Source organism: Dyadobacter frigoris, from assembly GCF_005280585.1.
GTDB lineage: Bacteria > Bacteroidota > Bacteroidia > Cytophagales > Spirosomataceae > Dyadobacter > Dyadobacter frigoris.
On the sequence record NZ_SZVO01000011.1, the window covers coordinates 75,482 to 95,002 of the forward strand.

At 40.0% G+C, this 19,521-nt stretch carries 17 protein-coding genes; 5 read left to right on the top strand and 12 right to left on the bottom strand.

Translation table 11 applies throughout. The features are described 5' to 3' along the window. Positions 1 to 140 precede the first annotated feature (140 nt). Positions 141 to 761, bottom strand: coding sequence for a TetR/AcrR family transcriptional regulator (locus FDK13_RS22285; RefSeq protein ID WP_137342234.1), 621 nt, complete (start codon positions 759 to 761; stop codon positions 141 to 143). 682 nt (positions 762 to 1,443) lie between these two features. Next, a complete protein-coding gene (locus tag FDK13_RS22290) occupies positions 1,444 to 1,977 on the bottom strand; it encodes a YceI family protein (protein ID WP_137342235.1) in 534 nt (177 codons plus the stop codon). Between the two features lie 448 nt (positions 1,978 to 2,425). On the opposite strand from FDK13_RS22290, the gene FDK13_RS22295 reads away from it, so the two are divergent. Further along, complete coding sequence (locus FDK13_RS22295) at positions 2,426 to 3,247, top strand: transglutaminase domain-containing protein (RefSeq protein WP_137342236.1); 822 nt, start codon at positions 2,426 to 2,428, stop codon at positions 3,245 to 3,247. A gap of 71 nt (positions 3,248 to 3,318) precedes the next feature. Here the strand turns inward: FDK13_RS22295 and kbl are convergent, their stop codons facing one another. After that, the gene (gene kbl / locus FDK13_RS22300; protein WP_137342237.1) at positions 3,319 to 4,509 is read right to left on the bottom strand and encodes a glycine C-acetyltransferase; all 1,191 of its coding nucleotides are present in this window, start codon (positions 4,507 to 4,509) and stop codon (positions 3,319 to 3,321) included. Between the two features lie 35 nt (positions 4,510 to 4,544). After that, complete coding sequence (locus tag FDK13_RS22305) at positions 4,545 to 5,498, bottom strand: NAD-dependent epimerase/dehydratase family protein (RefSeq protein ID WP_137342238.1); 954 nt, start codon at positions 5,496 to 5,498, stop codon at positions 4,545 to 4,547. Between the two features lie 170 nt (positions 5,499 to 5,668). Between FDK13_RS22305 and FDK13_RS22310 the strand changes: the two genes are divergently transcribed. Further along, complete coding sequence (locus FDK13_RS22310; protein ID WP_137342239.1) at positions 5,669 to 6,130, top strand: Lrp/AsnC family transcriptional regulator; 462 nt, start codon at positions 5,669 to 5,671, stop codon at positions 6,128 to 6,130. 138 nt (positions 6,131 to 6,268) lie between these two features. On the opposite strand, the gene FDK13_RS22315 is transcribed toward FDK13_RS22310, so the two are convergent. The 4 genes from FDK13_RS22315 to FDK13_RS22330 are packed head-to-tail and all read right to left on the bottom strand — an operon-like array spanning position 6,269 to position 13,327. Continuing rightward, positions 6,269 to 8,674: a hypothetical protein gene (locus FDK13_RS22315; RefSeq protein WP_137342240.1), complete on the bottom strand. Its 2,406-nt coding sequence runs from the start codon at positions 8,672 to 8,674 to the stop codon at positions 6,269 to 6,271. Between the two features lie 24 nt (positions 8,675 to 8,698). Then, a complete protein-coding gene (locus FDK13_RS22320) occupies positions 8,699 to 9,823 on the bottom strand; it encodes a DUF4249 domain-containing protein (protein ID WP_137342241.1) in 1,125 nt (374 codons plus the stop codon). A 1-nt stretch (position 9,824) separates the two neighbouring features. Next, positions 9,825 to 12,596: a TonB-dependent receptor gene (locus FDK13_RS22325; RefSeq protein WP_137342242.1), complete on the bottom strand. Its 2,772-nt coding sequence runs from the start codon at positions 12,594 to 12,596 to the stop codon at positions 9,825 to 9,827. Then, complete coding sequence (locus FDK13_RS22330; RefSeq protein ID WP_229216164.1) at positions 12,593 to 13,327, bottom strand: hypothetical protein; 735 nt, start codon at positions 13,325 to 13,327, stop codon at positions 12,593 to 12,595. Before FDK13_RS22330 ends, FDK13_RS22325 begins: the two co-directional genes overlap by 4 nt. 253 nt (positions 13,328 to 13,580) lie before the next feature. On the opposite strand from FDK13_RS22330, the gene FDK13_RS22335 reads away from it, so the two are divergent. Continuing rightward, the gene (locus FDK13_RS22335) at positions 13,581 to 14,642 is read left to right on the top strand and encodes an NAD-dependent epimerase/dehydratase family protein (RefSeq protein WP_137342243.1); all 1,062 of its coding nucleotides are present in this window, start codon (positions 13,581 to 13,583) and stop codon (positions 14,640 to 14,642) included. Positions 14,643 to 14,839: 197 nt separating this feature from the next. Next, complete coding sequence (locus FDK13_RS22340) at positions 14,840 to 15,685, top strand: hydroxymethylglutaryl-CoA lyase-like TIM-barrel protein (RefSeq protein ID WP_137342244.1); 846 nt, start codon at positions 14,840 to 14,842, stop codon at positions 15,683 to 15,685. A gap of 1 nt (position 15,686) precedes the next feature. Here the strand turns inward: FDK13_RS22340 and FDK13_RS22345 are convergent, their stop codons facing one another. Both FDK13_RS22345 and FDK13_RS22350 read right to left on the bottom strand, forming a co-directional pair. Beyond that, positions 15,687 to 16,559, bottom strand: a complete 873-nt coding sequence (locus FDK13_RS22345) for a PorV/PorQ family protein (RefSeq protein WP_137342245.1) — start codon at positions 16,557 to 16,559, stop codon at positions 15,687 to 15,689. A gap of 39 nt (positions 16,560 to 16,598) precedes the next feature. After that, positions 16,599 to 17,732 carry a DUF8457 domain-containing protein gene (locus FDK13_RS22350; RefSeq protein ID WP_137342246.1) on the bottom strand — a complete coding sequence of 378 codons (1,134 nt, stop codon included), beginning with the start codon at positions 17,730 to 17,732 and terminating at the stop codon, positions 16,599 to 16,601. A gap of 115 nt (positions 17,733 to 17,847) precedes the next feature. Between FDK13_RS22350 and FDK13_RS22355 the strand changes: the two genes are divergently transcribed. Beyond that, positions 17,848 to 18,450 (top strand): thymidine kinase, encoded by a 603-nt coding sequence (locus FDK13_RS22355; protein ID WP_137342247.1) that lies wholly within the window; start codon positions 17,848 to 17,850, stop codon positions 18,448 to 18,450. Between the two features lie 47 nt (positions 18,451 to 18,497). Here FDK13_RS22355 and FDK13_RS22360 read toward each other — a convergent pair whose 3' ends face one another. Together FDK13_RS22360 and FDK13_RS22365 are read right to left on the bottom strand one after the other, a co-directional pair. Then, positions 18,498 to 18,635 (bottom strand): S46 family peptidase, encoded by a 138-nt coding sequence (locus tag FDK13_RS22360; RefSeq protein ID WP_137342248.1) that lies wholly within the window; start codon positions 18,633 to 18,635, stop codon positions 18,498 to 18,500. Between the two features lie 38 nt (positions 18,636 to 18,673). Then, positions 18,674 to 19,267 carry a GNAT family N-acetyltransferase gene (locus tag FDK13_RS22365; RefSeq protein WP_137342249.1) on the bottom strand — a complete coding sequence of 198 codons (594 nt, stop codon included), beginning with the start codon at positions 19,265 to 19,267 and terminating at the stop codon, positions 18,674 to 18,676. Positions 19,268 to 19,521 lie beyond the last annotated feature (254 nt).

Below are 19,521 nucleotides of genomic sequence, written 5' to 3' on the forward strand. Positions count from 1 at the left end.
ATTATTTTTCAAAAATTAATGATAATATAATAAACAGTGTTTAGTGAAGGTGCAAATTTTTTTAGTTGTGAATAAGCCTCATCAATTGGCTACACAAAATAGCTTTCACTAACATCAAAATTTAATTAACTTTTTCATACTTACATTGAACATCTTATCATTTCAACAAACAATTTAAAAGAATCTTGAATACGCTCCATTTCACGATCATCTTCAAAAAAAGCCATCCGTTTTCTTAAATGTAAAGACAGCAATCCATGCATAAAACTCCATATCGTTAAGGAAGCATTTTCAATATCAACCGTATTTTTAAAATGACCGACTTGAATACATTCTGCTATCGTCGTTTTTAAAAACTCGAACGATCTGGCACCTTCATCCCACGCTTCTTCACGGCAGGATAAAGTTTCCATCGGCGCGTCCATGATAAACATCAGGTCGTATAACTCCGGATTTTCTATTGCAAATTTTAAATATTGATTTCCTAATGCTACCAATTTTTCAAACGGATCCTTAACCACGGCCACATTAGCAAATTCCTGCATCATTTTCTGGAAACCAGCTTCATGAAGTGAAAAAAGCAATTCATTTTTATCCTTATAATAAAGATAAATTGTCGCCGGACTGTATTCAATCGCTTCTGCTATATTTCTAATACTTGTTTTATCAAATCCCTGGGCAAGGAATAATTTTCGAGCTGCCTCCAAAATCAATTCCCTCATTTCTTCACGTTCTCTTTCTTTCCGTTCTACGATTCCCATTTTTTAATTATTTACAATGCAAATATAATAAACACTGTTTAGCGAAAATAATTTTGGTTCAAGATAATTTAACAATGAATGATTAAAATCCTCAATAAAACCACGGAATAAATTCCGCGGCTGCCATATCGGTCGTGCGGATGGCACTAGTTCGAGATGTGCAATGGATTATAAATTAAAATAAACATCAACCTAAAATGCCATAGGCAAGGCCGATATAATAACCGTGGGTTTAAACCCGCAGAAAACGAAAACCACCATCAACCTAAAATGCCGTAGGCATGGCCGATATAATAACCGTGGGTTTAAACCCGCGGAAAACGAAGACCACCATCAACCTAAAATGCCATAGGCACGGCCGATATAATAACCGTGGGTTTAAACCCGCGGAAAACGAAACCACCACAACATAAAGATGCCGTAGGCATGGCCTATATGATAGCCGTGGGTTTAAACCCGCGGAAAACGAAACCACCATCAACCTAAAATGCCGTAGGCATGGCCGATATAATAACCGTGGGTTTAAACCCGCGGAAAACGAAGACCACCATCAACCTAAAATGCCATAGGCATGGCCGATATGATAGCCGTGGGTTTAAACCCGCGGAAAACGAAACCACCACAACATAAAAATGCCCGTCCACCTAAGCGAAACGGGCATTTTTACAAATAAACAGATATCTTAATTCTGCTTCATCAACTGTATATTAGCGATCAGCTTCACATCTTCGCCGATTAAAAGGCCGCCGGTTTCTGTAAGCTGCATATAATTCAATCCAAATTCCTGACGGCTAATTCTTCCTTCCACTTCAAAACCTAATCTGATATTCCCATCGGTATCACGCTCAGTTCCGCCGTATTCCGCATCAAGTTCGATCGGTTTTGTAATTCCTTTCAAAGTCAGCAACCCTGAAAGTTTGTAATGATCTCCCTTAACTTTATGAAAATAGTTTGACTGAAAAGTGATATGCGGGAATTTCGCGGAATCAAAAAAGTCTGCTGATTTTAAGTGTTCATCCCGCATATTCTGATTTGTATCAATACTATCCACATCCAGGGAAAAATGGATTTCCGCATTTTCAAAGTCATTCAAATCAGATGTTGCACCTCCTTCAAAATTCTTGAAAGAACCTGTAATTGAAGAGATTACCAAATGTTTAATTTTAAATTGCACATCAGAATGTACCGGGTCTACTATCCACTTTGTAATTGCCATAGGAATTTTAACTTTAAATTTGAAAATGCCGGCGGTGATTATTCATCAGAAAACCGGTTTAATTAATTCCAGGAATTATAGCCCTACCTCAGGTTCCGCCATAAATCTATCTTCTTGTTTTGGAAAACAGAAATTAAATAAAATTAGATCACCTGTCAAATGATTTTAATGTTTATCTAATATTCTCTTTTATACGTTCTCCCGTTCAAAGTAATTTCAATTTACTAAGTACCTAAGATTTAATTAACTAATAATTCTGTGTGGTATTTTAACAAGATCGTATGATGCTGAAAAAAATTGCGCTTCCCCATTATAAAATTTTTTCCAACCGCAATTCTGGCATAATTGTTTATATTCTGGCATTAAGAAAGTTTTAAAATGAGTTCCGCACCCGATTTCCATCAATAATGCTTTCTATCTTTACATACTTTACTTAAACGACCGATACATGAGAATGAAGGGACGCAGCATATTCACCTACGACGTATATGCGCCCACAACAATTACCACAATGCTGCGCCCGAGGCGTGAAGAAGGCCAGTCGATTATTAGCGAAGGTTTTCATATCGAACCGCCCATTCCATTTTCAGAGTACACCGATTTATATGGTAATCCATGTCAGCGGACAATTTTGCCGGTCGGACAAGTTACGATTACCTCAGAAGTTGAAGCACAGGTCAATCCCACGAAAGTAATTCCAAATCCTTTGCCCAAATTTATGTTGGTCAGTGATTTACCAGATGAAGTAATGCATTATATTTTGCCCAGCCGTTATTGCCAGTCAGATTTGCATGAAATCAATATGCTGGCTATGGAAATTGCAGGTAATCTGGTGCCTGGTTATGAACAAGTGGAGGCGATTCGGAGCTGGATACACAATAACATTACATATCAATATGGTGTTACGGATGCCAGCACAACTGCGGTGGATCTGGCCAGATACCGTTTTGGCGTTTGCAGGGATTTCACTCATTTGGCCATTGCACTTTGCCGAAATCTGTGCATTCCGACGCGAATGACCGTTGGATATCTTGACAAATTAAAAGACATAGATCTGCACGCATGGTTTGAGGTTTATATCGGTGGCGACTGGTATCCTTTCGATGCCGTTCAGGAAAAAACCGAAGGCTACCGGATTGAAATTGCCCATGGACGTGATGCAGCCGATGTGGCTATGGTGACACAATATGGCAACGCAATTTTGAAATCTTTAACAGTTGAAGTCGAACTTCTTGAACCGGAACCAGAGCAGCATCAAAATAATCAATAACCTATTACTAGTAAAAAGCAAAAATCCGGACACAGCCAAGTATCCGGATTTTTGCTTTTTAAGTAATTATCTCAACTGATAACACCCAATTCCTTACCCACTTTCGTAAAGGCTGCAACCGCTTTTTCAAGATGTTCCTGCTCATGTCCGGCAGAAATCTGTACACGAATACGTGCTTTTCCCTGTGGCACTACCGGATAGAAAAAACCGATTACATAAATCCCTTCATCCAGCAATTTTGCCGCAAATTGTTGAGCCAGTTTTGCGTCATAAAGCATAATCGGGACAATCGGGTGTTCACCCGGAAGAATATCAAAACCTGCTTTTGTCATTTCTTCACGGAAATATTTTGTGCTGTTTTCAAGCTTATCACGAAGTGCAGTAGATTTGCTTAATAAGTCTAAAACCTTGATTGAAGCGCCAACGATCGACGGAGCAAGCGTATTTGAAAATAAATAGGGACGTGAGCGTTGACGCAGAATTTCAACAATCTCCTTTTTGGCCGCAGTAAAACCTCCTGATGCACCTCCAAGTGCTTTTCCATATGTTCCGGTGATGATATCGATCCGACCCATTACATTACGGAATTCATGTGTTCCACGGCCGGTTTTGCCAATAAATCCGGATGCATGACATTCGTCAATCATCACCATAGCACCGTATTGCTCCGCCAGATCACAGATTTCATCAAGCTGAGCAATGGTTCCGTCCATAGAAAAAACGCCATCCGTCACAACCAAGATCCGGCGGCTTCCCTGCGCATCTTTCAACTGCTGTTCCAGATCTTCCAGATTATTGTGCTTGTAACGGAAACGTTTTGCTTTACACAAACGAATGCCGTCGATCAGCGAGGCGTGATTTAATTCGTCAGAAATAATGGCATCCTGTTCGCCCAGAAGAGGTTCAAAAACGCCACCGTTTGCATCGAAAGCTGCGGCGTATAAAATACAATCTTCCGTTCCTAAAAACTCAGCCGTTTTCCGTTCAAGTTCCTTATGAATATCCTGTGTTCCACAGATAAAGCGAACGGATGACATACCAAAACCATGTGTCCTGATCGCGTCAATTCCAGCTTCAATCACATCCGGGTGTGAGGAAAGTCCCAAATAATTATTGGCACAAAAATTCAGTACTTCTTTCCCGTTATCCGTAGCAATTTTGGCTGCCTGGGGCGTTGTGATGATACGCTCCGTTTTGTAAAGCCCGGCTTCTCTGATGCCATCAAGTTCGCCTTGAAGTTGTTCTTTAATATCTCCGTACATATTTTTTATATTTTGAATGAATTAATAACAGAAGGTTAACTCCTTACTATCTCATATTTTTTTCTCAATTCGGTAATCATTTCCTCGGTCATTTTATCAAGAGAATAAGCCGGACGCCATCCCCAATCCGTTCTGGCTTCGGAGTCATCAATCTGCTGCGGCCAGGATTCTGCTATCGCCTGACGGTAATCAGGCTTGTAACTTATTTCAAAATCAGGAATAATTTTAAGGATACTATCATAAATTTCTTTGGGCGAAAAGCTCATTCCCGCAAGATTGTAACCCGTTCGAACGGTTATTTTTTCCGCAGGAGCTTCCATCAAACGAACCGTTGCGTCCATGGCATCGCTCATATAAATCATTGGAAGGGTTGTATTTTCCTCCAAAAAACAATCAAAATGTTCGCCTTTTACAGCTTTGTGATAGATGTCAACGGCATAATCCGTAGTACCACCGCCAGGCATGGACTGGTAACTGATTATCCCGGGATAACGCAGCGAGCGAATATCCATTCCGTAACGATTAAAGTAATAGTTCGACCAGTTTTCACCTGCCGCCTTGCTAATTCCATAAACCGTCGACGGATCAAGATAAGAAAACTGATCTGCCGAACCGTGCACATGTGCTCCGAAAACGGCTATGGAACTTGGGTAAAATATTTTTTTAACCCCGTTTTCTCTTGCTACTTCAAGCACATTGAAATACGTCTGCATATTAATCTGCCAGGTATTCAACGGATCTTGTTCTCCTTTTGCGGATAAAATCGCTGCCAGGTGATAAATCTGGGTAATGCTATGGCGTTTTACAATTTTATCCAGAGTCTTGCCATCCGTTGCGTCGAGAACTTCAAAATAATCCTGTCGCTCTGAATTAACTTTTAAGTCTGATGCAATGACCTGGTTTTCACCATACATACCACGCAAATATTCCACAAGGACAGATCCAATCTGGCCGTTTGCTCCGATCACTAAAATTCGTTCAGATTTCATTTTACAAGACATTTATAAAGTATAAATCACTTGCAATTTTGCATTTTAAGATAATATTTTAAATAATTATACTCAATTTCAATAAAGATTGCTGCAAGAGTATCAATTCAAAGAAAAATTTACTTATTGCAAGTATTCTCTATTATAAAAGCAGGAAAAATTGTGCCATCATGGAAGACATAGATAAGATTGACACCAAAATTTTACGCATTTTGCAGAAGGATGCGAAGAAAACAACAAAGGAAATCGCTAATATTCTTAATCTTACTATTTCTCCAATTTACGAACGGATCCGGCGGTTGGAAAATCTGGGATTTATTAAACAATATGTCGCCATTCTTGACAAGAAACTGATCAACAGACCAATTACGACGATCTGTCAGGTTTCCATGCGTTATCACAACGAAGCTTTTATTGAAAAGTTTGAACAGGAAATTCAGAATCTGGATGAAGTGCAGGAATGTTACCACATGGCGGGACAAGTGGATTTTCTATTGAAGATCAATGTAAGAAGTCTGGACGAATATCATGATTTTGTAAAATACAAATTATCCAAAATCGATAACATCGGTGTGCTTAATAGTACGTTTGTTTTAAAGGAAATCAAGCATACTTCTGAATTCTATATTTGAGTTTTTTTTAAACGCAGAGTTAAAGAGTTTTGCGCTGAGTTGTGGGGGTTTTTGGACAAAATTCCGAAAGTACAAAACCCGAAAGGTTGGTTTCGGGTTTTGTACTTCACTGGATTTGGGTGGACGACGCTGTAAGATCTATAAGCTTCTTCGTGCTACTTCAAAGGAAAACGTTTTACTTCCTGCCAAACCGTTTTTTGTCATTCCCTGGACAATTACACGGTAATGTCCTGGCTGATCCGAGGTGTAAAAACTTATCTGGGCCTTTCCTTGCGTATCCGTATCAACATCCGGAGCCCAGTGTAAAAGATTACGGAAATCCGGGACACGGCTTTGCAATTTCACCTGGGAGTCATATTTCGGAGCGTAAAATTCTCTTTGCACCTGGGCTCCTTCATAGGGCAAAACCAAAACACGAGGATCCATCTCAAATCCTGCCAGATCGCCCCGATATGTCGATAAACTCACTATTCCGGTAAATTCTCCCCATCCCAGATAATAATGTGCATTCATCAATTCAATCTTTTTCACTTTCAACGGATCAAAAGCCATAATTTTATCTGTATTGAAAACCGGAATACCATCCAGTAAAATCAGAGGATCCGTGTTGAAAAGCGTTTGAGGAAATAATTTGTCAGCCATCCTGAAATGGAATTCCTTTTGACGTCTCCTTACCATGACACCTCGCACATATTCCCGCATAACTTCTTCCATAGTCGGGAAACGCGTAAAATCATCCAGAAAATACTTTTCGTCAGGTGTTCCGAAAAAGGCGATGGAATCCGCAAAAACGTATTTGTTTTCTTTATATATTTTGGGCAAAAACGAATTGCCGGTCTGCATATTAACGGTGCGTACAAGCAACTGATTTTCCAGTTTTTTATCAAAAAAGAAAGATTTCATCCCAACTTTCAACGGCTGTTTTGAAAATGGATTTGCCATCTCAAAACGATAAGTACTATCCAGACTGAGGTTCGTTTGAATCGTTATTTCCTTTGGCCCGAAAAACTCTTTGACTTCAAATCGTATCGTTCCTGCTGCATCACTTTGGGCGTAATATAATCTGGCAGGAAAATCGGGAGCGGCAAGATAAGTACCTATTCCTCTGGCGGGCTCGTTGGATATCGTATTGAAAACTTTACCAAAAATAAAATGACCGTCAAACTCGGGAAGGTTAGCATAAGGTGCTGATGTTTTTGAAAAAACGTCATCCCATTTAAACCGTCGCCAGCCTTGGGTGATCAGCAGATTATCCAGATCGGCGTCAACTTCTTTGTTGTTCCGCTGTGAATAATATTCCGGAGACTCTATATTTCCTTTTAAATCTGACGACAGATATAAATAGCTGCTGATGTTTTCCTGATCATCACTTTTGATAGAATCCGCCAAAAATACAGAAACAGAAAGGTTTGACATTTCCGCAATTCCGGCATCAGAGCTCGAACTCAGATCCATAATTACCTTATCCCGCGTATTGTATTCCTGCTTACTGACTTTTCCGTCAAGTTGAAAATCCTTTGCAGGACGTTTGAAATACAATCTTTCAGAAACAGGTTTGCCCAAACTATTAAACACAGTGATATGGCTTATCCCATCTCCCATTTTATTTTTTTCCAGAACAAAAACAGCTTTGCCTGCGGTCATCGGTTTTGTTTCCGAATAATTGTTTGCCTGGCGGGTATGGACAAATAAACTGACATTGTTTTCTAACCTTTCGGCTTGTGTGGTAACAATTACCTTGGCCAGATTGGCCGTAGAATCTTTTACCTGCATTACATAACCTTGTTCCTGAACTTCCGGAAGTTTGTAGGTACTGGTTTTACCTTTTGAATCTTTAACCAAAATCCGATACTCATTTCCTGCGACGGGCTTGAACATAAAGTTACCAATCCCGAATCTTCTTGGTGAAAACCTGGCCAGCGTATCATTATTCTGATTGACCAAAACACCATTAAAATTTATCCCTTTCCCGTCACTCGCCACCGCACGAAATCCGATTTTACTTTCAATGTTTTTTACCAATTGGCCTCCTTCCGGAAAAAACTGAATATCATACGTGATTTCCTGTTTCTCATCCGGATTCGGATCAAATTTGACAAACGGATTAACAACTGAAATTGTCGTTTCAAAAAAGTATTCCGAACCGAAATTCTTCATCCAGCTGGTGTAACATCTTACCTTGTAATTTCCGCTGGCAACAGAAGACGGGATGATCAGTGAACCATTTCCTTTACCTCCCAGCAGCGAAAATTTGGTCTGGATTACAGCATTCAGCTCCTTATCCATCACTTCCAGATACGCAATTTTGCTTAAATCCATGAACTTATTTGAAGCTCCATTTACGTCATATGCCTTAAACCACATGGTTTCTCCTACCACGTAAAAACTGCGGTCGAGATGCAAATACAACTTTTCCTGTATAGCCTTTTGACTAAACAACTGAAATTTCTTTTCAACCCCAGACAAACTATTATCCTGTCCTTTCCCCAAAAACGGAGAAAATAACAGGCTGAGGAATAACCATATGAATCGTTTATAATTCACTTTCTGATATCGTTATGGTAAATATTATTTCCAAAAAGAAGGTTTTGTCGTGGTACCTCCCTGCACACGGCAGTCTGCACAAAATTCACTACTGTAAAGAACAGAATCCTGCTTTGCACCTACTGTATTTAATAAAACTTGCTGCGGTGAGGATTTCAGAGCATCAGCAATTGACAATGAATCAGGCATTGGGCAAGTAGGATAGGAACCTAAACCAGGTTGAATAAATATCCTTTGTGTCTGTTCGACGGCTGCGCTGAAATAGCCAAAAACCAACTCCTTTGCATTCGTAGTACTTTTAAAATTGCCGGTTACTTGCGAAGGAAGCGGATCAAATAAACTTCCTGTTCCTTCGGTGGTTTTGGCCAGGCTCGTCCAGTACTCAAAAGCATCCTGAGTTAGTCCATATTGCTTGACTAAAATACTATAACCAAAATAAAGCTTGTTGGTGGAAACCAAAACCGTGGTGAGCGGAAGATCTTTAATAATATCCTGAGATAATTTTATGGTAGATCCCAGCAGGATATTTCCTGATTTTAAGGTCCGCCAGCAAACATTAATGTTATCTCTTCTTCCGATAAGTTGTTTATTAAAGAGTTCCAGTCCTGAGTAATAAGCGGTTCTATACTCATAGGTTTCCTCAAATTTCCATCTGTAAAAACGTGTCTGATTACTTGGATCATGCGTATTCACATACATCACACCGCCTTGCTGGCGCGGATCATACCGGTAAGCAACACTATCAATTGGCGGCGTATTTTTTACTTCAACATAATCAGAAAGGTATTCCTTACCGCTCTTTGTTTTAACACGCAGCCGATATTTTGACGATTTACTAAAATTTTGCGGTGGCAAGAAGTAAGTCCCATTACCCTTTTCAATGAATGAAAAAGTTGTCCCCTTCTCTTCCTCAGCAATAATTGTCGCGCCTGTTTCATTGAGTACTGCCTCGTTTGCACTTGCGTTTTGTGTATGGCTTAAATTAATTCGGCTACTATCAGAACCCACATTTAAAAAGCCATCTATTACCAAATATTGCTCATCCGAATTAATTTCCGGAGGGGAAAATGGTTCAACGCAACTATATAGTATCAGCAGTGATGCGATGAAACTGATTGCCAATAAGCAGTATTTTTTTATCCTGTTCATTTTAAAATCTGAAGTTATAGGTAATTGTTGGAATCGGCCGCCCGAAAATCGAGAGCTGATAACCATTTACCTGTCCATTTACAGTCTGGAAATATACCGACGACGGGTTTTTCCGACCTAATAAATTATAAACCGCGAGTGTCCAGGAACTATGCGCCAGTTTTTTCACCCGGTGATTTCCTTCAATATTCACGGCCAGATCTGCACGGTAATAATCAGGAATCCTGTACTGGTTTCTGTCTGCGTAATAAACCCGCTCGGCACCATCAATAATATATTTACCAATTGGCGGAGTATATGGTCGACCCGTACTGTAAGTAAAATTGAATGAAAGACTTATACGATGTGTAAACCGGTAATTCGTAATCATGGTAAAATCATGTGGCTTGTCATAATTGCTCGGATAATAATTACCCTTGTTAGGAGCATCCGGAGACTCACGATCCAATGCGCGCAGAAGTGTTCGTGAGTACGTATAGCCGATCCAGCCATTTAGTTTTCCGGTCATTTTCTTAACCATCAGCTCAACCCCGTACGCCTTTCCCTGCGTTCCCAAAACAGCCGCTTCAATCCGCGGATTCATGATCAGTGAATCTCCTCCTTTGTAATCAAGGAAATTGTGGATCTTTTTGTAATATCCTTCCAAAGAAACCTCAACTTTATTTCCCCTAAGATTTTTGTATAAGCCAACAGAAAGCTGATCTCCCGTTTGTGGCTTGATAAACTGATCACTAAGTTTCCAAATATCGGTAGGTGAAACCGTCATCGTATTGGTCAGCAAGTGAATATACTGACGCAAGGTGTTATAGCTTACTTTCAGCGCCAGGTTGTCGTAAATCGTATAGCGCATCGATAGCCTGTATTCCGGCCCTCCGTAACCTTTGATCTTTTTCCCCGAAGCATAAGTTTGTGTTCCGTCTTCGTAAATTTTATCAATCGGGTAGCCGGTCACATATTTGTTTACCGTTCTTGGCCCCAGGTATTGATAAAAGGAATAGCGCAAACCTGCATTGATCGAAAGACGCGGACTAACCTCAAATTTATCTTCAAGATAAAGCGCACTTTCCAAAGCTTGTTCTTGCTGTAACTGCTCTGGAATCACAAGAGATTGTTCTCCTCTTGGCGTAAAGGATCCAGGATGAAGTTTGTAATAAACAGAACTCAAACCAAAATTCAGCGTGTGTTTTGGATGCAGAACATAATTAAAATCCGCTTTAAACTGCGACTGGTTAATATCAAATTTCAGGTCAAAAGCATTCAATGGCAAACCCTGACTTTCTGTATGATATTTATACTGACTATGTGTTGCTGTAAATTCGCTGTAAAGACGGGAATTGAATGTATGCTTCCATTTAATCGCACCAAGCTGGTTTTGGTAAGAATAAGTGGTATCGCCAAATAGTCTGAATCTATCCTTGCTCATATAAGCCGTCACCAGAATACTATTTTTCTGGTTGATTTCATGGCTTATCTGCAAGTTCAGATCGTAAAAATTAGCTGCACTTTTATTGTATTTGTTATCATCCAGACGCTTTAAAATCCAGTTCGAATAGGTAGACCGGCCGCCAAGAATAAACGAAGTTTTATCTTTTATGATCGGCCCTTCAACAGTAAGTCTTCCCGTAACCAAACCAATTCCTCCCGACGCCACAAATTTCTTTTTATTCCCATCACGGCTATTGATATCCAGTACAGAGGATAACCTGCCGCCATATTTTGAAGGAATCGTACTTTTATACAATTCTACATCTTTTAAAACATCGGGATTGAAAGCGGAGAAAAATCCGAAAAGGTGAGATGGATTGTAAATCACCGCATCATTAAAAAGGATCAGGTTTTGATCCGTTGAACCTCCCCGGACATTTAATCCGGTACTGTTTTCTCCTACTGATTTTACACCCGGAAGTGTCAATATAGTCCGTAATAAATCGGTTTCTCCAAAAACGGTTGGCACCTGTTTCAGATTTTTGATCGTCAGCTTTACCTGGCCCATATCCGTACTTACCACATTTTTATCCATTCCGGCTTTCACAGAAACTTCTTTCAGGGCAATTACACTTTCACGCATTTCAATATCCAGTTTCCCATCCGAATAAAGAATGACCTGACGCTGGGTTTCGCGCATCCCAAAACTTTTAATTTTCAGTCTTTGCTTGCCACGCGGAATAGTCAGCGCATAAAATCCGAGCGCATCGGTTGTTATACCAATTGAAGGCTTTTCAATAAAAACTGCGGCTCCAATTACCGGTTCACCTGTAATGGCACTGCGGACATATCCGGTTATTGTAGAATTGCCAGGCGGAATTTTATACCGCTTCACCCCAATTTCATGAACCTTGCTTTCCGCCGTTGAGAGCAGTTTTTCCTGCGCCTCATTATCAGGCCCGACATAAGCAACGGGCTCTGATGCGTCGGAACTATTGGGATTAAATAAACCCGGTTGCAGCTGTGTGATGATCTTCTGGCCTTCGGTGATATAAACCCGTTTGCCTGCATCCAGTGCATAGGTAAAATCTGAACCCCGGAAAACCTGGTCCAAAACCGTTCTGATGGTTTGGTCTTTTACGTCCAGATCGATGGTAAGGCTGTCAAATCGCGCTGCGTCATAATAGAAAAAATAACCGGTCTGTCTTTCAACATCTTTGACAAAATCGTTGAATCGTGCAGAATCCAGATGGATCGTGATACGTGGTTCTGAGACGTTCTGCCCCCGGGCTAGCTGGGAGAAAAAAAGTACACAGATAAGAATCGTAAAGTTTCTGAATATTTTCATTGTTTAGTTAATTCGTCATAGCGTGCAACCATCGTTACAATTGCCCTTTCACGATCTTTCCGAAATTTGATATTTTGCTCACGCAATGCCTTGCGTAATTCTGATTTCTGCCCTGGAAAAAGTCTCGTTACTGACTTTCTGGTGTGTACGCTGTTATATTTTCCGTTTGAATAGATATAGAAAAAATTCTTCTGAGGAAATAAGGCGATGACTTTTCGTTCGTTAATTTTCTCCTGCCGCTGTTTTATCCTGCGCGCCAGCGTTTTTGTTTTTCCGTTGTAAATAAGGTCATAAAAACCAGTCTGCATGTCCGGATTAATATCATTCCCGGATTTCAGGTTAAGATAATTGTGATTGTAAATTGTAAAAAAACGAACCTTTGGTGATTGAAGTAAAATGGGTTCAAAACCATTTATATGTTTTATAACCAGCTCATCCCTAACAATATCATACATCATAGGAATACTGTCATAACGCTGTCCATCATAAAAAACGGCCCCCTTTTCATATTTCCGGTCTACGAAAAACTGATGTTCCTCTTCGCGCGAATCATAAATATAATAAAGGCGCCCATTGTACAGATTTTGTACTTCTTTTGTTGCCGATCTGTAAAGTACCAACGGATATTCGGGGACGTTGTCGGGCACAGCAGGTTGCAAAGCAGCCATTTGCCCGTATGTACTACCGGCAATATGATAAACAAGGAAAAAGCAGACAGTAAAAATTCGCATATATCGATAACCTTTTAACTCCGTACGAAGCAAAGCCGGCATTTGTTGCAAAAGCTTTTTTATGTGTTAAAGCTATTAAAATTAGTTACTTACTTTATACTTGGCATATTTATTTCCAAAACGGTTAAAATGTTAATTCGACTCCATTCCATAAAAATCCGTTGCTTCACTACCCAAATTTGCTGAATGATCATAACTTTGATGTTGGAAATGGACACACATTCATTCAATCTCTCATATATCAATATTATTCATGAAAATACTTATTACCGGTGGAGCCGGCTTTGTAGGATCGGCACTGGCGATATCACTCAAACTAAATTACCCTGATTACCAGATTTTCGCACTTGACAATTTAAAACGCCGCGGCTCTGAACTGAACCTTAGCCGGTTAAAGCAGGCCGGAGTAGAATTTGTTCATGGTGATATTCGTAACAAAGAAGATTTCGACGCCTTTCCAGCAGTTGACTCTGTTATTGAAGCATCCGCTGAACCGTCCGTTTTGGCAGGTTTAGATGGAACGCCGGATTACCTGATCAATACAAATCTTGTTGGAACAGTTAACTGCCTGAACTACGCGCTTAAACATAAAGCTGCTTTTATATTTCTTTCGACAAGCCGTGTTTACCCGATCAAAACAATTGAAACACTGAATTTTGTTGAAGAAGAAACCAGATTTTCTCTGGCTGATGATCAGCCGGTTCCGGGTGTTTCGTCCAAAGGAATTTCAGAAGATTTCCCTTTAAATGGCGCCCGCTCTCTATACGGAACTACCAAACTGGCGTCTGAACTGATCATTCAGGAATATAATGAGTTTTATAATTTACGTACGGTTATCAACCGTTGCGGTGTGATCACAGGCCCATGGCAAATGGGAAAAGTGGATCAGGGCGTGATGGTGCTTTGGATTGCAAAACATTATTTTGAACAGCAACTGGGCTATTTTGGCTACGGTGGAACCGGAAAACAAATGCGCGATATGCTGCACGTTGCCGACTTATACCATTTGATCGACTGGCAGCTTCATAATCTTGACAAAGTGAATGGAGAAATCCTGAACGCAGGCGGCGGTTTACAAAGCAGCGCATCTTTGCAGGAGCTTACCAAAATTTGCCAGGAAGTAACCGGAAAAACAATTCCGATCAAAGTCGTTCCCGAAACACGGACAGCTGATATACGTCTTTATTTGACGGATAATACCAAGGTAACCGCCATGACGGGTTGGGAACCTAAAATTGGCATACGCCAAATTGTTGAAGAAATCACAGCGTGGCTAGCTGAAAACGAAAAGGATTTAGCGCCAATTTTGAAATAAAATAAACATAAAGAGCACAAAGTTTTACACAAAGAAAAACAAAGGTTGTATTATTTCACTTTGTCCCCTTCGTGTAAAACTTAGTGCTCTTTGTGGTAAAAACCAAGTACCAGATAAGTTTGTTATACCATTTGTAGAGATAATTCAAAGCTTAAATGTTAAGGTGTGATGCGCCAGAATTAAATCACAAATTCACTATGAAAATCATTGAATGCCCGCGTGATGCATGGCAAGGCCACCATCCCTTCATCTCCACCAATCAGAAAATTGAATACCTGAATACACTTCTTCGTGTTGGTTTTGACACCATCGATTTTGGAAGTTTTGTTTCGGCAAAAGCGATGCCTCAGGTTTCGGATACTGCCGAAATTGTTTCCAGACTCAATCTTTCCAATTCCTCTACTAAACTTCTTGCAATTATCGCCAACGAACGTGGCGCATCCGAAGCTTGTGCTTTTAATGAAATCAGTTATCTGGGTTATCCATTTTCTATTTCTGAAACTTTTCAGCTGAGAAATACAAATGCGACCATTCTGGAATCGCTGAACCGGGTTCAGGAAATCCAGAAATTATGTCAGCAAAAAAATAAAAAACTGGTTATCTACATCTCGATGGGATTTGGAAATCCTTACGGGGATTTGTGGAATCCGGAAATCGTTTTGCACTGGGTTGAAAAGTTATCTTCTCTTGGAATAACTATTTTTTCTTTGGCTGATACGGTTGGTTTAGCATCTGTTGATGCTATCAGTTCTTTATTCAGCCAGTTAATTCCTGCAAATCAGGATCTGGAATTTGGCGCACATTTCCATTCAAAACCGGAAGAGTGGAAAACAAAAATTGATGCAGCATATAATGCCGGATGCCGCAGATTTGACGGAGCATTATTAGGTTACGGCGGATGCCCGATGGCTCAGGATGATCTGGTTGGGAACATGCCTACGGAAAGACTACTTGATTTTATAATCGAAAAAAAGGAGACGAATTTATTGGACTTGAATGCGCTGGATGAGGCGAAGGAGATGTTTTTGAGGTTGATCCGGTAATTTATTTTAACTTTTTCTTCTCTAAAATCACATACCCCAAAGAAAAATGATGCGACCATCCCAATTGCGGATGTGTGTGGACGGCATAATCGATATGAAATTTACTTCCTTTAAAACCGACTCCAAAATGATTGGTTTGCGGTCTTGAAGCGATACCTGTTCTTACAAAAAAATTATTCATTACTTCATACTCCAAACCTGCCCGGAAATTTATTGGATAAGCCGTAACTTTTTCAACTTCCGCACTAAGCTGAACGGTTTTTGATGGCTTATACAAAAAGCCGGTTTTAAGTGCGGTATCAATATCTTCATGCGTTTCGCCGGAATAGTGCGATTGGGTAACATTAAACATATGCGCACCAAAATACAGTTTTGACGAAATCATCGCAATTCCACCAAACTCAAAGACCAACGCTTTTTTGCTTAATGTAATCGTCGACGAATTAATTGCCGTTTGTAAATAATTTAGTTTCAAACCTAAACTGAATCGGTTAATCCTATGCCCGGCACCTATTCCGATTGCAATCTGGTTATAAGTTTTATCACCGAAACGCTGAATCGAAAATCCTGTTCCCAGATCTTTTGATAACGGCAAAACTGCACCAAAACCCAAAGTATTTATTCCGTCAAAACCGTAATGTGAATCGTAAGTAGAGAAAATTATTGAAGTGGAAATCCCGCCGAGTCCGGCAACATTATTTCCAATCGCAAAGTAATCAGAACGGGCAACTGTCGCATTTGCCAAACCCCAAGCTCTTGCACCGACGGGAAAAGGATTTCCGTCGGCGAAGCTTTTAAATGATAATATCGAAAAAATAACGAAGGATCGAAGGAAGTTTTTCTGTCGAGTAAAATATGCAGATCGCTCTTTCATATTTACTACGCCGGTAAAATGCTATTTCAAAAAATTATATCACGAATTAAATTTGCGTTTAACAATGGCTAACAACGCCAAAACAGCTTCTCCATTTACATCCCATGCATATTTGGATGCATAACGGTGCCAGATCAGATTTTCCGCTTCTTCATAACTTTTTACAAGATCAAGCTCATAAATCGCTTTGTCAAAATGTTCGCTATTCTTGCTAAAAAGCTGATTGACAAACATAAAACGCTGTCCCAATGGAATTGATCCGGCAATACTTTCCACCTTGACCTGAACATTTCCATACCGATTTTCATCAGAAACTTTTGGAACATCAACCTTGAATCGATTATTCAGAGATTCTCTTTCAGTAGAATGTGTTTGGGAAACAATATTGGAAAGAATTTCCACTCCTGGTTCGACACGCTGCGGCACAGGCGGAGCGGATGGTATAGTAGGCTTAATTGTCTCAATTTCTGAAAGGGCCGAATCAAAAAACGATTTAGGCTCCTGTCTTCCAACCGTTGGTGCTGGCGGATATACCGGATTACTTACCGGTAACAATTCAGATGCATCAAGATTCAATATCTCCGAAAACTGGCTGACGTAAGGAGTCACATCGTCCAGAATTTCAGCATTACTTTTGACTTCATACAACCAGCCAATGACCTGCGTCATATAAACAGAATCAGAGCCACTTTCAGAAAGGCGCTGCGCTAAGGATTTTGCAATGCCATTATGAATTTGTGTATATTTTGAAAGCTGTTCTGCTTTTTCCGGGGTAAAAACCGATTCAGGCATTGCTCTCAACTTTTCTTCAAAATAAACTTCTGGTGTGAAAAGCAACGTGACTGTGTCTTTCACCGAATCCAAAAGTAACGGTTCAAGATCAGCACGTTTTACAGCGATGTTTTGAGAAACAGTATTCATAAAAGCTTGCAATGCAGCCTTTACTTCGTCATTTTCAAAATCAAAATATATGCTCCGAAAAGCCTGGGCGTTATTTTTCCATTGGTCAAACAGACGATTTAATATACCCAGATTCACCTGACGAACCGGTGTGAGTTTGAGTAATTCCGAGCCTTTTACAACAGCCTGATTACGATACACTTCGTTCAGGACAGTTGCCGTGAAGCGGGAAGCATATTGGTTTAGAGCATTTGAGTTCAAACTATTCGGCATAACGAATACGAGCTTTGTAACGAGAGTGTTTAAAAAATGTGTTTGATTTGTAAAGATAAATAAAAAATGGCTGTTCGGGCAGTCAATTACAGATTCAACTTATTTCACGGCTGCTATGTTCATTGAGCCTTCTCATACAAGACACCACCAACATCCGCGCACCGGATGGATTGAGGTTATCTGCGGATCTATGTTTTCGGGTAAAACCGAAGAGTTGATCCGTAGACTTAATCGTGCCAAAATTGCGCGCCAAAGAATACAAATCTTCAAACCTGCTCTGGATAAACGATACCATGTGGAGAACATTGTTTCGCACAACGAGAATTCCGTTGAAGCAACTCCGGTGGATCTTTCATCTGAAATTATTGCGTTATCTGCAAATGCGGAAGTAATAGGTCTGGATGAAACACAGTTTTTCGACGAATCCATTGTAAGCGTTTGTGATGCGCTGGCGAATGCAGGAAAACGCGTGATTATCGCCGGACTCGATCTGGATTACCTTGGAAAACCTTTCGGTTGTATGCCTCAACTCATGGCAATCGCAGAATATGTTACAAAAGTTCATGCAATCTGCATGGTTTGCGGAGAGGTTGCTTCTCACTCCTACCGGCTTTCTTCGTCCAATGAAAGAGTACTTTTGGGGGAAACCGATTTGTATGAAGCGAGGTGCAGAAGATGTTTTAATTTAGGAGAAGACGCTTACGATCAGCCTTGCTAAAATTTGAGGTTATAGCGATTTGGCTAAATCGATATAACCTCAAATAATTATTTTGTTAATTCCTCCACCAATCGATTCGCTTTGTAAATATGTTTCATGGCAGCGATCATACCGCCTGCATGAACAGAAACAGTACGATTTCCGGCGTCCGGCGCAAAAATGAAATAACCCGGCAAACTTTCCATATTATAACTAATTATTACATTGATTGACTATTAACTCCTCAGAGTTTCTTTAATACCTCTCCTGTAATTTCATCTGGCTTGTCGTTATGTAACGTCACCTTAAAACCGAATTTTTCATAAAACCCAATGAGTCGATCTGCATGATTTTTTAAATGCTCTGTACAAAGCTTTCCCGAAATTTCCGTTATATTTAATACAATAGCTTCTTTAATCAGCATTTCCATTGCGACGCTACCTGCACCTTTATTTCGGGTTCGTGATTCTATACCATCTATAAAAAGGGTTTCATTTCCTTTCTGGGTGTACCACAATTTACAAGCTTCTCTTGGATAAGTGCCTCCTTTCCAATCTTCTTCTAACTGAAAAACGTGAAAATTCGCACCATATCCCGATCTTCTAGTAGTAATTAAAGCAAATCTGCCGTGATGATTATAAGTAGCTCTCAAAAGTAAATTCTCATCATCAAGCAATACTCTTTTGAAATAGTCCAACACCCGTATTTCACTCTTCATTGTATTGAGCATTACTTCAAGATTTTGTTTATCCAGACGAAGCGAATCAGCAATCTGTCTTTCATACCTTAATGCGAATAGCTCGGCATTCTCTTTTGGAAATAACAATTTGTGAAGCATAGAAAATTAAATTAAAATGACTGTATATTGATCATACGTCAGCACCCTTCCAAGGTAACGCCCCTTGGTCCTCAAAATGGGTAGTACTATGTTGAGACTGCTAGCAATGTGTCCCTCATCTTCTAAGAATGTCTTTTTCAAAGAGCTCGCTGTGAATTTGTAAGGCACCTCAGAAATTCAAAAGAAATATTCAATACAGAGTCTATGTTCATTCCAAACATTGTTTGGTTATAGTCTCAAGAAATGTGCAGGCT